Origin of the sequence: Roseobacter sp. AzwK-3b (genome assembly GCF_000170875.1) — a bacterium.
Taxonomy (GTDB): Bacteria; Pseudomonadota; Alphaproteobacteria; order Rhodobacterales; family Rhodobacteraceae; genus Roseovarius; species Roseovarius litoreus.
In genome coordinates, this window is record NZ_ABCR01000006.1 from 156,823 (window position 1) to 170,796 (window position 13,974).

A 13,974-nucleotide genomic window follows, 5' to 3' on the forward strand; every position below is an offset into this window, starting at 1 on the left:
TCGGACTGCCGCTCAGGTCCGAGTTGAGCAAAATGAATTTGCGCATATCTGCCAAACATGAGACATCCACGCGCAACCTGAAGCGTTCCGCCTTTAACCTGAGGCATCAGCCAAAGACGGAGCGCCGACAACGATTGAACGGAGCAGTGCAGTTCACGAAAACCAGTAAGTCAGGTTTTTCGCGAAACGCTTTATCAAGGAGCCCCATCGATGACCAATGCCCTGTCCAAATTGCTGAAAACCCGTGACTGGCTTCTGGCCGACGGTGCGACGGGAACCAATCTGTTCAACATGGGGCTCGAATCCGGCGACGCGCCCGAGATGTGGAATGACGAACATCCCGACCGGATCACGCGGCTTTACACGATGGCGGTGGATGCGGGCAGCGACATCTTCCTCACCAATTCCTTCGGTGGCAATGCCGCGCGTCTCAAGCTGCACGGCGCCGAAAAACGCGCCCGCGAATTGTCGCGCATCTCCGCCGAAATCGGCCGCGAGGTCGCCGACAAGCGCGACCGCACCGTGATCGTCGCGGGCTCGGTCGGCCCTACCGGCGAGATCATGGCCCCTATGGGCGCCCTGACCCATGAACTGGCGGTCGAGATCTTCCATGAACAGGCCGAAGGGCTGAAAGAGGGCGGCGCAGACGTGCTGTGGCTCGAAACAATTTCCGCCCCCGAGGAATACAAGGCCGCCGCCGAGGCGTTCAAGCTGGCCGGCATGCCGTGGTGCGGCACGATGAGCTTCGATACCGCCGGGCGCACCATGATGGGCCTAACCTCGGCTGACATGGTCAACGTCGTCGAAGGTCTGGCCAATCCGCCACTCGGCTATGGCGCCAATTGCGGCGTAGGCGCGTCCGACCTTCTGCGCACCGTTCTCGGCTTTGCAGCCCAAGGCACCGACCGCCCGATCATCGCCAAGGGCAATGCAGGGATCCCGAAATATCACGACGGGCACATCCATTACGACGGCACGCCCGAGCTGATGGCCGATTACGCGGTTCTGGCGCGCGACAGCGGCGCCACCATCATCGGCGGCTGCTGCGGCACCACAGCCGAGCATCTTGAAAAGATGCACGAGGCCCTGTCGACCCGCCCGCGCGGCGAACGCCCCACCCTCGAGCAGATCACCGAAGCACTCGGTCCGTTCTCATCCGCGGCTGACGGCACCGGCGATGACGATGACGGGCCCAAGCGCGAACGGCGTGGCCGCCGTCGCGGCTGACCCGACTCAGAACAGCGCCAGTTGATCCCCCGGCCGCTCCGGCGGCCGGAAGAGATCGCAGCGCAAGTCAGGCTGTGGCCGGTCTAGTCCAAGCCGCCTTGCCGCAACGCGAAACCGCTGCGCAACCATCTGCGCATAAGCCCCCGTGCCACGCATACGGCGCCCCCATGCAGGGTCATAGTCGCGCCCCCCATGCATCTCGCGCACCAACCCCATGACGCGTGCCGCACGGTCCGGGTATTGCGCCTCGAGCCAGTGCCGGAACATCGGCGCCACCTCCAGCGGCAGACGCAGCATGATCCAGGTTGCCGCTTGCGCCCCCGCCTGCCCGCCCGCCTGCAAGATCGCCTCAAGCTCGTGATCGCTCAGCCCCGGCACCATCGGGGCGGCCATGATCCGCACCGGAATACCCGCCGCACTCAGCCGGGAGATCGTGGCCAGACGCCGTGTGGGCGACGGTGCACGCGGCTCCATCCGGCGTGCAAGGCCCGCATCCAGCGTGGTCACCGACACGCCCACCCGCACCAGTCCCCGCGCCGCCATGACCGACAAAATGTCGATATCGCGCTCGATCAGCGTGCCGCGCGTCACGATCGCCACCGGATGACCGCACTCCGCCAGAACCTCCAGACAGGCGCGCGTGATACGCTGCTCCTTTTCGATCGGCTGATAGGGATCGGTATTCGTGCCGATGGCGATCGGCGCCACCTTGTAGGACCGGCTGCGCAATTCCTGCACCAGAACGCGCGGCGCCTCGGGCCGCGCCACCAGCCGCGTCTCGAAATCCAGCCCCGGCGACAGGCCCAGCCAGGCATGGCTGGGCCGGGCAAAGCAATAAACACAGCCATGCTCGCAACCGCGATAAGGGTTGATCGAGCGGTCGAACGGCAGATCGGGTGAGCGGTTGTAGGTGATGATCCGCCGCGGCAGCTCTGCGCGTATTTCGGTGCGCAGCACCGAAGTATCCTCGTCCTGCGCCCGCGGCTCCCATCCGTCGCTGTCAAAGACCCGAACATGCCGTTCATGACGCCCCGCGGCATTGTCCGTGGCGCCCCGTCCGATCACCCTTTGGCCCGGATTGATGCTGGTCTCTCGCTCCATCGCCAGAAAATGGAACATATGGGGAACATTTGCAACAACAGCATATAGTTCATGACAAGTTTTCAAGACCAAAGCCTCCAATTCCCGGCTATAGGTCGGTACAAGGGCGGCCAGTGTCGCAATTCGGAAAGTCCATATGCGACAAATTGACGATAGCTGCGCCCAGACAATAGCCAATCGTGCGCGCAAGCGCCACCAGAGCAAGGAAACCGGCCATGTCGGAAGACCAAGACGAAATCATCCTGGCGGATCTCAGCGACGAGGAGCTCGTCGAACAGATGTGGGACGATCTTTATGACGGCCTCAAGGAAGAGATCGAGGAAGGCGTCAATATCCTTCTGGAGCGTGGCTGGGCGCCGTACCGCGTCCTGACCGAGGCTCTGGTGGGGGGCATGACCATCGTCGGCAAGGATTTCCGGGACGGCATCCTCTTCGTGCCCGAAGTGCTGCTGGCTGCCAACGCCATGAAAGGCGGGATGTTCATCCTCAAGCCGCTGCTGGCCGAAACCGGCGCTCCTCGCATGGGGTCGATGGTGATCGGCACCGTCAAGGGCGACATCCACGATATCGGCAAGAACCTCGTGTCGATGATGATGGAAGGCGCGGGTTTCGAAGTGGTCGATCTCGGGATCAACAACCCGGTGGAAAACTATCTCGCGGCGCTGGATGAGCACAAGCCGGACATCCTGGGCATGTCGGCGCTGCTGACCACCACCATGCCCTACATGAAAGTGGTGATCGACACGCTGGTCGAACAGGGCAAGCGCGACGACTATATCGTTCTTGTGGGCGGCGCTCCGCTGAACGAGGAATTCGGCAAGGCGATCGGCGCGGACGCCTATTGCCGGGATGCCGCCGTGGCTGTGGAAACTGCCAAGGAATACGTCAAGCGCAAGCACAATCAGGCCGCCACCGCCTGAGCGTGCTGGCGCGCCGAACCATCGATGGCACCGGCCCGCCCCTCGCGCGGGCCGTTCGCCGTTTAGGGGGGATGCCATGACCGATCTGCCTGATGACACGACCCTGACCGAAACCGGCGCCGATCTGCGGCGCGGCGCGGGTCGCATCCTGCTGATCGCCTGCGGTGCCCTCGCGCGTGAGATCCTCGCCCTGATCCGGATCAACGGCTGGGAGCACCTCGACCTGCAATGCCTGCCCGCCAAGCTGCATCTTTATCCCGACCGCATCGTGTCCGCCGTGGACGACGCGGTCAGCCGCAACCGCGACCGCTATGACCTGATTTTCGTGGTCTATGCCGATTGCGGCACGGGCGGCCTCTTGCAGGCGCGGTGCGACGCTCTGGGGGTCGAGATGATCCCCGGCCCGCATTGCTATGCGTTCTTGGAGGGTAATGAGGCCTTCGCCGCCCATGCCGAGGACGAGATCACCGCCTTCTACCTCACCGATTTTCTCGTCAAGCAGTTCGACGCCTTCGTGTGGAAACCCATGGGGCTGGACCGCCACCCCGAGCTGCGCGACATGCTGTTCGGCAATTACACCAAGCTGGTCTATCAGGCCCAGACCGAAGACCCGGCCCTTCTCGCCAAGGCGCGCGCCTGCGCGGATCGGCTGGGGCTCGAGTTTGAGTACCGGTTCACGGGATATGGCGATCTTGCCACGGCATTGCAGCGTCAGGCGACAGGCGCCTGACCCGCGCGATCACGCCGCCTCGGCGGCGACGCTGCGAATACGCTCGATCATTGCCCGCAAGCCGTTGGATCTTTGCGCCGACAAATGGTCGTTCAACCCCAGTCGCGCCAATTCCGCGGGGGCGTCGACCTTGGTCACCTCCACCACCAGCATATCGTTATAGAGCGCCTTGAGCACCGCGATCAGGCCGCGAACGATCATCGCGTCGCTGTCACCCTCGAAACTGAACCGCCCGTCCTCGATCTTCGGATGCAGCCAGACCTGGCTTGCGCAGCCATCCACCTTGGTGGCCGGCACCTTCAACGCATCGTCCAGCGCCTCCATCGACCGGCCCCGGTCGATCACATAGCGGTATCTGTCCTCCCAATCGTCGAGAAACTCGAAATCCGCAACGATATCCTCAAAAGCTTCAGCTGCCATGACCTGCTCCAATCCTGTCGCCCAAGACCTAGGCAGACAGGCCGGCAAGGTCCAGACCCAGCTTGCACCTTTTCAACGCAGCCCGGATAGGATAACCGGGAAGAAAGACAGAAGGGCGGTTGTGATGCGGAAATCTCTTGCAGGTCTTGTGATCGTTTCGATGACCCTGTCGGCATGTGGCGGCTGGCGCGACTCGCGCGTCAACCCCTCCAACTGGTTCGGCAACAGCCGGTCCGAGCCTGTGTCCGAAAGCCCGGCCCAGACCAATCCGCTGATCCCCGAGCAGACCAATAGTATCTTCCGGCGCCGCGCTGTCGAAGAGGTGTATGACGGCACACCCGTCGATCAGATCACCGCGCTCACCGTCGAACGCACCAGCATCGGCGCCATCATTCGCGTCGAAGGCGTGACCCTGCGCCAAGGCGCCTATGACGTGCGCCTGACTTCGGAGACCGAAGGCGAGCCTGTGAACGGCGTTCTGGAACTGACCCTCGCAGCGCTCCAGCCCGACGACACGCCGCAAGGCCCTGAACGGTCACGGACGGTCACGACCGGGCGCGCGCTATCGGCCACGGATCTAGAAGCGATCACCACCATCCGGGTGATCGGTGCGCGCAACGTGATGACCACCGGGCGCTAGCGCCCCCCACCCTCACAGCTCGACAGTGCAGATATCATTGCCCTTGGCCGCAAGGGCGATCTTGCCTTCGCACAGCCGTATCGCATCCAGACCGAACACATCGGCCCGCCACCCGCTCAGCGCCGGAACATCGCGCTCGCCCGCCGCGATCATGTCAAGATCGGACGCGCTTGCGATCAACTTCGAGGCCACGCCAAAGCTTTCGCTCTTGGCCTTCAGCAGAACCCGCAGCAGATCCGCCAAGGCTGGGTTGACCTGCATCTTGGCCGCCGAATTGTCGAGCTTCGGCATCTCTTCGGGCGGGCAATTCAGCCCGGCCTGCACCGCCTTGAGGATTCCATCCGCGATCTCGCCCTTGCGGGCCTCCCGCAACAGCAGCCGAGACCGGGACAAATCCTCATGCGTCGCAGGCTTGGTCGAGGCAAGCTCGACCAGCGCATCGTCCTTGTAGACCCGGCTGCGCGGCACGTCGCGGGCCTGCGCGTATTCCTCCCGGAAGCGCGCCAACTCTCGCACGATGGCCAGAAATCGTCCCGAAGCGTTGCGCGTCTTGACCCGCTTCCATGCCTCGTCGGGGCTCACCCGATAGGTTTCCGGCGCGGTCAGCACCTGCAATTCCTCGGTCACCCATTTCTGCCGGTCCGACTGGGCCAGCTTGCGTGCCAGAAACTCATAGATGTCGCGCAGATGGGTCACATCCGCCAGCGCGTATTTCTTCTGCGCATCGGTCAACGGGCGGCGCGACCAGTCGGTGAAGCGCGAGGTCTTGTCCAACTGTTCCTTGGCGATCTTGCGCACCAGTGTCTCATAGCCCACCTGCTCGCCGAATCCGCAGACCATCGCGGTCACTTGCGTATCGAACAGGGGCGCAGGAATGACACCGGCATCCACAAAGAAAATCTCCAGATCCTGCCGCGCCGCGTGAAACACCTTCACCACGGACTCGTCGCGGAAAAGATCGTAAAGCGGCGCCATCGACAGATCGCCTGCCAGCGGGTCCACCAGCACCGCATCCTCCGCACCAGTGCCCGGCACGGCAAGCTGCACAAGGCACAGCTTGGAATAATAGGTGCGCTCGCGCAGAAACTCGGTATCCACGGTGACATAGTCAAACTGGCGGGCGCGGGTGCAGAATTGTTCGAGTTGCTCGGTTGTCGTCAGCGTTTTCATGAAATCTTATCTGCTCCTGCTCCGGGCCGTTCGTCCGGTATAAGACAAAGCCGGGGGAAAATGAAATGCCCTTGCATCTGTCAGGGCATCATGACGGGTCGGCGGTCGCCACCCGCGAACCGGCGCAGCACGGCCGGATAAAGTGCGTGCTCCATCTGCAGAACCCGGGCTGCCAGCGTCTCGGGCGTGTCGTCCGGCAGCACCTCGACCCGCGCCTGTCCCAGCACCGGACCATCGTCCAGTTCCGCCGTCACCTCATGCACCGTGCATCCTGCTTGCACATCGCCCGCCTCGAGCGCGCGGGCATGGGTGTTCAGCCCCCGATACTTGGGCAAAAGCGAGGGGTGAATATTCAGCATCCGGCCCTGCCACCGACGCACAAAGCTTTCGGTCAACACCCGCATGAAGCCCGCAAGGCAGATGATATCCGGCGCGTGTCGCTCAAGCTCTTCCTGCAACGCCGCCTCGAACCCAAACCGGTCGCCCTTGAAGGGCCGATGATCGACAATTGCGGTCGGCACGCCGCGCGCGCGGGCCTTCTCCAGCCCCCCGGCATCTGCGCTATTGGCAAGCACCAGCACCGGGCGCGCGGGGTGATCGCCGGTCATGCTGTCAACCAGCGACACCATGTTGGAGCCGCCCCTGGAAATCAGGATCGCGACGCGTTTGGTCACCCAAGACGCCCCGTATAGGCCACCCCTTCGGTCGCGGTGACGCGGCCCAGCTGATAAACAGTCTCACCCTCTTCGCGCAGCAGCGCGCTCAGCGCCTCGGCCCGGTCCGCCTCGACCGCCAGCACCATCCCGATCCCGCAATTGAAGGTCTTGAGGATCTCGGCCTGCTCCATGCCGCCTTGCTCGCGCAACCACTCGAAGACCGGCGGCAGCGCCCATGCGTCCAGATCCATCTCGACGCCCAGACCCTCGGGCAAGAAACGCGGCACGTTCTCGGTCAGCCCGCCACCGGTGATATGCGCCAGCGCATGCACGCCCCCGGCCCGCACCGCTGCCAGCGCCTGCCTCACATAAAGTCGCGTCGGAGTCAGCAGAACCTCTCCCATCGTGCCCTCGGCCCAGGGGCAGGCATCTTGCCAGCCCAGACCCGACAGCTCGACCAGCTTGCGCACAAGGCTGTAGCCGTTGGAATGAATGCCATCGCTCGCCAGCCCCAGCAGAACATCGCCCTCGGCGACGCCCGCCGGAAGGTCCGCGCCGCGCTCCATAGCACCCACGGCAAAGCCCGCCAGATCGAAATCCCCCTCCGGGTACATGCCCGGCATCTCGGCGGTCTCTCCCCCGATCAGCGCACAGCCCGACCGCACACAGCCCTCGGCAATCCCCTCGACAATGCGCGCGGCCTTGTCCGTCTCCAGCTTGCCAGTGGCAAAATAATCCAGGAAGAACAGCGGCTCGGCGCCCTGACACACCAGATCGTTGACACACATCGCCACAAGGTCGATCCCCACGCCATCCACATTGCCGGTATCGATCGCGATGCGCAGCTTGGTGCCCACGCCATCTGTTGCAGCCACAAGGATCGGATCGTTGTAGCCGGCTGCCTTCAGATCGAACAGCCCACCGAACCCGCCAAGACCAGCCATCACACCGGCGCGGTTGGTGCGTTTGGCCGCAGGCTTGATCCGGTCCACAAGCGCGTTGCCCGCATCGATATCCACACCGGCATCGGCATATGTAATCCCAGTCCTGCGCTCGGTCATCTCGGGCCCTCCAGATGAATTCGCCACTCCGTTAGACGATCCCCCTGCCCGGTGCAATCTGAAAGCCTTGACGCCCCGGGACTGCGTGCTTACGAAAGCCTCAGGTCGGGCCTGTAGCTCAATTGGTTAGAGCAGAGCGCTCATAACGCTTTGGTTGGGGGTTCGAGTCCCTCCGGGCCTACCACCAAAAAACTAAGCCGTTGTTTTTAATAGACAAATCGGGAAAAGTGTCACGCGCAAATAGGGCCGCGTGACACCCACTCGACAAAAAAGACCCCGCCGAAGCGGGGCCAGTTAGGAGCGTGAAACACTGATTCAGAAGGGCTCTCCTTTCTAAATCAGAGACGGGTGAGCGACCCGCCGCGCATCCCGTCACTCGGGATCTGAATTGACTTCTCGTCCGCTCAGGACCTCGACCTTATCGCCGCAATCCAGAAGCGCCTTGCGATCACGTGACCACAGTAGCTCGACCTGGCGATCGTTCAGATACCCGGCTGGCAGCGACACCGGGCGCGCGCAGGGGTCTGCGCCTTCAACGTAGGTTGTTGAGCCGGTGCACCCGGTCAGGGCCCAGGCAACGCTCCACAGTAACAGGATCCGCATACGCGCTTTCCTCAAGCTCTCGCGCCAGCCGGTCGCGCTCTTGCAGCGCCTCTAGGCGGGCGTCATTCAGTTTCTGCGCCTCCCTTTGGCGCTCGATGATCTCGGCGTTGTGCGCAGCGCGACACGCCTCCCCTCCGCGCCAATACCCATGCCCCCAGGCGCCGGCCAACACCGCAATGGCACCGAGTATCAGCCAAGGGTTCGGCATCACCCTGCCCGCCAGCGATAGGTATCGGCGTGCTGATCACGGAATTTGTCGTCAGCCACCCCGCCCGCGATGTAGGCCGCAATGGTGGCCACCACGATCGTCACGAGGCCCGACGCGATCTGCCGGTGCAGTTCGCTGTCATTGCCCTCGACCAGCAGATACGCCAAGCCGCCACAGCCGAATGCCAAGAGGCCGAACGCAGCCCGACGGCGGTATTTCCAGCTTCGTGTGCGCCCCTCGATCATCTCGTCCATGAATCAAGCCTCGTTGCGCGACACAGGAACGCCATTGCTCGACACATGCACCTTGTTGGTGATGAACGGGAACTTGCGCGGCCAGCGCGAATCCAGAAGACGGTCCTTGCTGATCCTCGTAACGGTTACAGCGTTCTTCTGGTTCCCGCCGAGAACATGGAAATGCGTCTCGTCCTCGCCGCGATAAAAGCCGACATGCCCCTTCCATCCGCTCGGGCTGCCGCGCCAGAACACCAGCACCGCGCCAAGGCACGGCTGCATGGGCATCCCGAAGGTGCTCCAGTTACGCGCACCCAATGGGTTACTTGGCGTTTTGCAGCTTGGATCCCACAGCTTGAAACAAGTCTCGACAAAGGCGCCGCACCAAGGCACCTCCCGCGGGTCCAGCCAAGCCACCGTGTGATAGAACCAGTTTGAAAGTTGAGACACGTCACGCTGTTCGTGGATCCCCATCATCTTCTGAGCCTCGGCGAACCAAGGCACATGAGTTTCCGGCTTTGGCACCGACATAAGCGCCTGGTGTGTCAGAGGGCCATAGTAGGCGCGGGCACGCAGGCCAACAGACTTCTTGAACGCAACGATCGCCGCATCCGTGCGCGGCCCGCGAACGCCGTCGATCGGGCCGGGATCAAAGCCCAGAAGCGACAAGCGTGACTGGATTGTGCGCCAGTCCTTTTCAAACATTGAGTGCATCATGGAACGTCACAACCTCAGCCGGGGTGGCGGCGATAACCGCTTGCGCCTCAGCGCGCTCCGCCTCGTCCTTCACAATCAGAGGGTTGGTCACCGTCTCGGTGCCGGTCTGTTCTCCCGTCGTCTCGTCATAGACTGCCTGCTCGACGGTGGGCTCTACCGGATCAATGGCGCTCTGCACGACCACAGCTTCCGTGATCGGCTCGCCGGTCTCCGGGTCAAACTGGCCGGTCTCCTGTTCCTCGGTGACCTCGGGCCGGCCGTCTGCCAGGATGTATTGGTCGAGGCGGCCCAAAGCGGCGCGGTACGCAGCCAGCTGGTGGTTGAAGATGTTGTTGGCCTCATTCACCACATTGTCGTCAACCCACTGCGCCGCCCAAGCCTTGTAGGCGGTGTCGCCCTGAACGATCCCTTGCTCACGCTGCCAGTAGGCCTTCTCGGCCTCGAAATAACGCAGCCCGCGCTTGACTGCCTGACGGTAGCTCATAGGTGCATCACCCTTCTGGATAAATACCGTCATGTCACACCTCCTGTTCGCAGATAATGCCCACATCGACCGCAGCCGGGGCGACAGCAAAGACTACCGTGTAGATGAAGCCGTCATAGCTGATTGTGTAGTCCTCGCCTGAGCCGGGGCGGTAGAGACCACCATCAACAAAGACGTTCACAGGCTTCCAGCCTTCGGGCAGAGGAAAGTCAGTTTCACTACTGTCGCCTGAGTAGAAGAACGTCTCTTGCTTAGGCGTAGGGTTGAGGCCAGCGAGTTTGGCGAGAGCTTCACGCAGGTTAATCGCGGGTTTGTTAATCCGAACTGTCATGATTATTCCTCCACGATCAGATTGTTGCTTGCACTGATAGCCGTTCCGACAGCGTCAGTTGTGTTGTCTACTCGACGAAGCCCTTGGAACACGCTACGGCCAGCACTGGTTCCCACATGAAGCAGGTCGGTCACAGGATCATGGGCGAGGGCTGTCACAGCGTCAGACGCGCCGTAGAGGGTACAAGGGCCAGCGAAGGCAAGGCGCTCGTCGTTGTAGGTCTTGGCAAGCTGGTCAAGCGTCCAGATCGAGCCGGAGGGCCGAACGCACCGCATCGGACGCCCCGCCTTGATCGTCATATCTGCACCGCTGAACGTGATGCTTGCTGGCGGCGATCCGGGCGTCAAGTTGACATAGCTGGTGCCGCCTGACAGGTCTTTTGCGTAAAAGGTCGGGACGCCTGAAACCTTCTCCCACCAGACCACCATCCCGCTTGAGGATATGTCGGAAGGAAGCGTAACGGTGCAATCGTCGCTGAGGGTGCACCATACCAACTCTTCGCCCGGATCGAGGGTGCGGGTGATCGTGCCGTTGACGATCAGGCCGTTGGCGTTCATCGAGCGGTCTGCGTCTGCGCGGCGGACGGAGATGTTGTCGAACTCAACATACTCCCCAACATCAGCTTGGAATGGCCCGTTACCCAGTTTAATAGTTGTGGTAGTTGAGCTTGCCACAAAATAAACGACTTGTTCTCCAATCCCAGCCCCTTGACTGGAGGTGTAACCGGGAGATGCTTGAGTAGTCCATCTACCTGTTGTGTAGCCGACTATCGTATAACGAAACTCATACAAAAGGCCAACAACGGTTGTTATATCTTGCTCTACAGCAACAACATCACCCAACCCTGCGGCTATCTCAATTTTTAGCTTCCCATCTACAACAGACGCTGTTGTGTCTGCCCCAACATCACTCCAGCCCGTCAGGTCCGTATCAAACCCGCCATTCGTCACCAGCTCACCGCCCACCAGATCAGTGTCGTCGGTGTCGGACAGGAACGCACCCTTGATGTTGGCGGGCATGTAGCCGGTGTTGTAGGTGGAGGTCAGCAGGGCGTGCATGCCCGTCTCAGGCGCATCTGGATTGCGTTCCACGAGGGCGAGGGCGCTGCGCAGGCTAGTTGCAACGGCTATGGAGTTCCCGACGGCGCTTATGCTTACGCTGCGCAGAGTGTTGCTTCCATATGGTTCAATTTGAACTGGTTGTGCCCGACCGTTGTAGACCTCGAAAATATCATTGGTCTGGGCTGTAGCGTCAATCAAAGCATTACCATTATAAGACACATCAGCGGTCAATGGATCAAATACCAAAACGGCTCCGTATGCGCTGTTGGTATCATACCCGATATTGCCAACTATTTGATTGTCTTTCGTAAACTCCACCTTTGACCATGTCCGAGCGGCCGCACTAAGCGAAGCCGCATCCCAGACGTTGTCCGTGGAAACCCCATCCCAGCCGATTTGGCTGTAGCCACCATCAGTCGCCACCGCAATCGTAGGCACAGGAAGCCCAGTCGCAGGGTCAATCGGGGCGTCGGGGAGGACAGTCATGGCGACGTCTCTGACACTGTTGTTGACAATTCTTACGCTGATAGAAGTGTCATATCCTCTAGCAGCATTTCTCTCAGAAATATTGCCTTGGTAGTGGCCAGAGGTGTTACTAGCGAGCCTTAGTCCATTATCCAAAATAAAATTAACCTGAGCGAACTGTGTTGCCCCATTGCATATGATGCCATTTAGGGCCGAAATGGCTCTTTGATTGGCATTCTGAGGCACCATATCTTCGTAACTATCATCAAAGACCATCCACATAGGAAGCGACGGGTCATCACCGTCATAGATCGTCAAATTTTGGGCGGTGAGGACAATCACTGCCACCGCAGGGAACTCACGGCGAGAACCACGGATGGCAGTGTTCAGCGTCTCGTTATACCAGCTTGTGTGCTGAGTGCGCTTGCGCCATGCCCCGCCGTCGCTATCCCGTGAAGTGTCATACACAAAGACATCGACTGCGGTATCGGCTTTGGTTTCAGCGATTGCTGCGAGGTCAAAGCCTGTCAGAGATGCTGCTGTGCTTGTGGCGCTGGTTGCTGCGGCCTCGGCGGCCAGCTTGTGGCTGTTTGCGGTGTCTCGGGCTGCCTGGGATTGGTCACGGGCAGACTGGCTGTCGATAACCGCCGCTTGGACCGCCGAAATTGACCCGTAGATCGCGAAGGCCCCTGATTCTGCGTTTTGCGCTTCACTAGCCGATGTTGCGGCGTTCGCCTCTGACGTGGCTGCATTGGCTTCGCTGGCCGAGGCTGCGGCTTGGCTGGATGCAGCCGCCGCCTGCGCGGTTTCCGCCGCCGCCTCTGCGTTCTGAGCGTTCAGGCGGTGAGCCGATGCGGTATCACGCGCGCTTTCTGCTGCTACCTGCGCCGCCGAAGCGGTCGCTGCGCTCGATGCAGCCGCATTTTCAGAGTCCACAGCATTGGCCGCTGCCGCTGACGCGCTGTTCGAGGCGTTAATAGCCTCGATCGCTTTCGCCACGGCGGCACTTGCGCTATCACTTGCAACGGTCTTGTTGTTTTCGACGGCGGCTTCGGACGCCGCAGCCGCCGTGGCCGAGCCTTCCGCTGCCGTGGCCGACGACGCCGCGCTCGATGCGCTTGCCGCCGCCGCTGCCTGAGACGTTGCCGCCTGCGCCGCCGCCGTGCTGGCAAGAGCCCCGGCCCCGCCGATCTCCAAGATAATCGGCTTGCCTTTGCCGCTGGTGATCTCAAGGTTAGTCGGCATTGGTCACATCCTCCAGCACGCGAAACACGAAGCGGTCCGTGCTGCTCACCACCCCGGCAAGCGTGTATTCAATGTCAGCGAGGTAATCGCCCGGCTCCCAGTCCCGCGTCGTGGCAGGATCAGCGGTCAGCGTGTATTGGCCATTGGCCGCGTCAGTGATCTGGCTGGTCAGGGTCAACGTTGCGCCGTTGCCCTTGGCTTGGCAGGCAATAGAATATCCTGTCAGATTGACAGGTACGCCCTGATCGTCGGTGTAGGTGCCATTGGCGATGAAAGTGTCGCCGCGTATTGCTTCTGCCCGTCTCATCGCCCATCACCATTACGCATTTCTATGCGCTCCAAACGACTGTCGATCCGGCTGAGAAGTGCGAAAATGCTGGTCATCCGCTCGTCTTGTCGGACAAAATTTTGTTCGAGGTCGCGGGTTCTATCTTCTGTCGCCGCCACCTTCGACGTCAGGTTTTCAACGCTTCGTGAGTTTGCGGCGATCCCCGCCTCGTACCGCATCCATCCGGCTGTCACAGCCACCAGCAAAGCGCAAATTTGCAAAACGCTCCCAAGGGAGATTTGCATATTAAAGGTCGGTTTTGTCATGACAGCCGCCATCATCGCCATAAGAACCACATGCGTTCAGGCAGACTTTAGCACAACATATTGTGGTTGTGAAACTCTGAACCACAAAATGAGGTGCCATGTACCGCC

17 protein-coding genes and 1 tRNA gene are annotated in these 13,974 nt (G+C 61.3%); 5 read left to right on the top strand and 13 right to left on the bottom strand.

The features are described 5' to 3' along the window. The first annotated feature begins 210 nt into the window (after positions 1-210). Positions 211-1,227, top strand: a complete 1,017-nt coding sequence (bmt, locus tag RAZWK3B_RS12465) for a betaine--homocysteine S-methyltransferase (RefSeq protein ID WP_007815632.1) — start codon at positions 211-213, stop codon at positions 1,225-1,227. A gap of 6 nt (positions 1,228-1,233) precedes the next feature. Here the strand turns inward: bmt and RAZWK3B_RS12470 are convergent, their stop codons facing one another. Beyond that, positions 1,234-2,346 carry a PA0069 family radical SAM protein gene (locus tag RAZWK3B_RS12470; RefSeq protein WP_007815633.1) on the bottom strand — a complete coding sequence of 371 codons (1,113 nt, stop codon included), beginning with the start codon at positions 2,344-2,346 and terminating at the stop codon, positions 1,234-1,236. A 197-nt stretch (positions 2,347-2,543) separates the two neighbouring features. On the opposite strand from RAZWK3B_RS12470, the gene RAZWK3B_RS12475 reads away from it, so the two are divergent. Together RAZWK3B_RS12475 and RAZWK3B_RS12480 are read left to right on the top strand one after the other, a co-directional pair. Further along, on the top strand, positions 2,544-3,248 hold the full coding sequence (locus RAZWK3B_RS12475) for a cobalamin B12-binding domain-containing protein (protein ID WP_007815634.1): 705 nt from the start codon (positions 2,544-2,546) through the stop codon (positions 3,246-3,248). 76 nt (positions 3,249-3,324) lie between these two features. After that, the gene (locus RAZWK3B_RS12480; RefSeq protein WP_007815635.1) at positions 3,325-3,978 is read left to right on the top strand and encodes a DUF1638 domain-containing protein; all 654 of its coding nucleotides are present in this window, start codon (positions 3,325-3,327) and stop codon (positions 3,976-3,978) included. A gap of 9 nt (positions 3,979-3,987) precedes the next feature. Here the strand turns inward: RAZWK3B_RS12480 and RAZWK3B_RS12485 are convergent, their stop codons facing one another. Next, positions 3,988-4,398 (bottom strand): SufE family protein, encoded by a 411-nt coding sequence (locus tag RAZWK3B_RS12485; protein ID WP_007815636.1) that lies wholly within the window; start codon positions 4,396-4,398, stop codon positions 3,988-3,990. 124 nt (positions 4,399-4,522) lie between these two features. Here RAZWK3B_RS12485 and RAZWK3B_RS12490 point away from each other — a divergent pair, with 124 nt between their 5' ends. Further along, complete coding sequence (locus RAZWK3B_RS12490; protein ID WP_007815637.1) at positions 4,523-5,038, top strand: hypothetical protein; 516 nt, start codon at positions 4,523-4,525, stop codon at positions 5,036-5,038. Positions 5,039-5,050: 12 nt separating this feature from the next. On the opposite strand, the gene rnd is transcribed toward RAZWK3B_RS12490, so the two are convergent. The 3 genes from rnd to purM form a co-directional block, all read right to left on the bottom strand. Further along, a complete protein-coding gene (rnd, locus tag RAZWK3B_RS12495; RefSeq protein WP_007815638.1) occupies positions 5,051-6,208 on the bottom strand; it encodes a ribonuclease D in 1,158 nt (385 codons plus the stop codon). Positions 6,209-6,288: 80 nt separating this feature from the next. Further along, positions 6,289-6,882, bottom strand: coding sequence for a phosphoribosylglycinamide formyltransferase (purN, locus tag RAZWK3B_RS12500; RefSeq protein WP_007815640.1), 594 nt, complete (start codon positions 6,880-6,882; stop codon positions 6,289-6,291). Continuing rightward, positions 6,879-7,925: a phosphoribosylformylglycinamidine cyclo-ligase gene (gene purM, locus RAZWK3B_RS12505; protein ID WP_007815643.1), complete on the bottom strand. Its 1,047-nt coding sequence runs from the start codon at positions 7,923-7,925 to the stop codon at positions 6,879-6,881. Before purM ends, purN begins: the two co-directional genes overlap by 4 nt. Positions 7,926-8,032: 107 nt before the next feature. Here purM and RAZWK3B_RS12510 point away from each other — a divergent pair. Then, positions 8,033-8,109 (top strand) — tRNA-Ile (locus tag RAZWK3B_RS12510). Between the two features lie 188 nt (positions 8,110-8,297). Here the strand turns inward: RAZWK3B_RS12510 and RAZWK3B_RS21465 are convergent. From RAZWK3B_RS21465 to RAZWK3B_RS12550, 8 genes are all read right to left on the bottom strand, one after another. After that, a complete protein-coding gene (locus tag RAZWK3B_RS21465; RefSeq protein ID WP_198133285.1) occupies positions 8,298-8,528 on the bottom strand; it encodes a hypothetical protein in 231 nt (76 codons plus the stop codon). A gap of 207 nt (positions 8,529-8,735) precedes the next feature. After that, positions 8,736-8,990, bottom strand: coding sequence for a hypothetical protein (locus RAZWK3B_RS12520; protein ID WP_007815648.1), 255 nt, complete (start codon positions 8,988-8,990; stop codon positions 8,736-8,738). Between the two features lie 3 nt (positions 8,991-8,993). Next, entirely contained in the window at positions 8,994-9,674 is a 681-nt protein-coding gene (locus RAZWK3B_RS12525; RefSeq protein WP_007815650.1) for an NlpC/P60 family protein, read from the bottom strand. After that, positions 9,667-10,203 (bottom strand): hypothetical protein, encoded by a 537-nt coding sequence (locus tag RAZWK3B_RS12530; RefSeq protein ID WP_007815652.1) that lies wholly within the window; start codon positions 10,201-10,203, stop codon positions 9,667-9,669. Before RAZWK3B_RS12530 ends, RAZWK3B_RS12525 begins: the two co-directional genes overlap by 8 nt. A 1-nt stretch (position 10,204) precedes the next feature. Continuing rightward, positions 10,205-10,501, bottom strand: coding sequence for a hypothetical protein (locus RAZWK3B_RS12535; protein ID WP_007815654.1), 297 nt, complete (start codon positions 10,499-10,501; stop codon positions 10,205-10,207). 2 nt (positions 10,502-10,503) lie between these two features. Continuing rightward, the gene (locus tag RAZWK3B_RS20235) at positions 10,504-13,272 is read right to left on the bottom strand and encodes a hypothetical protein (protein ID WP_007815656.1); all 2,769 of its coding nucleotides are present in this window, start codon (positions 13,270-13,272) and stop codon (positions 10,504-10,506) included. Continuing rightward, a complete protein-coding gene (locus RAZWK3B_RS12545) occupies positions 13,262-13,579 on the bottom strand; it encodes a hypothetical protein (RefSeq protein WP_007815658.1) in 318 nt (105 codons plus the stop codon). Before RAZWK3B_RS12545 ends, RAZWK3B_RS20235 begins: the two co-directional genes overlap by 11 nt. After that, positions 13,576-13,866: a hypothetical protein gene (locus RAZWK3B_RS12550; RefSeq protein WP_157132245.1), complete on the bottom strand. Its 291-nt coding sequence runs from the start codon at positions 13,864-13,866 to the stop codon at positions 13,576-13,578. The genes RAZWK3B_RS12545 and RAZWK3B_RS12550 overlap by 4 nt, the downstream gene beginning before the upstream one ends. Positions 13,867-13,974: the final 108 nt, after the last annotated feature.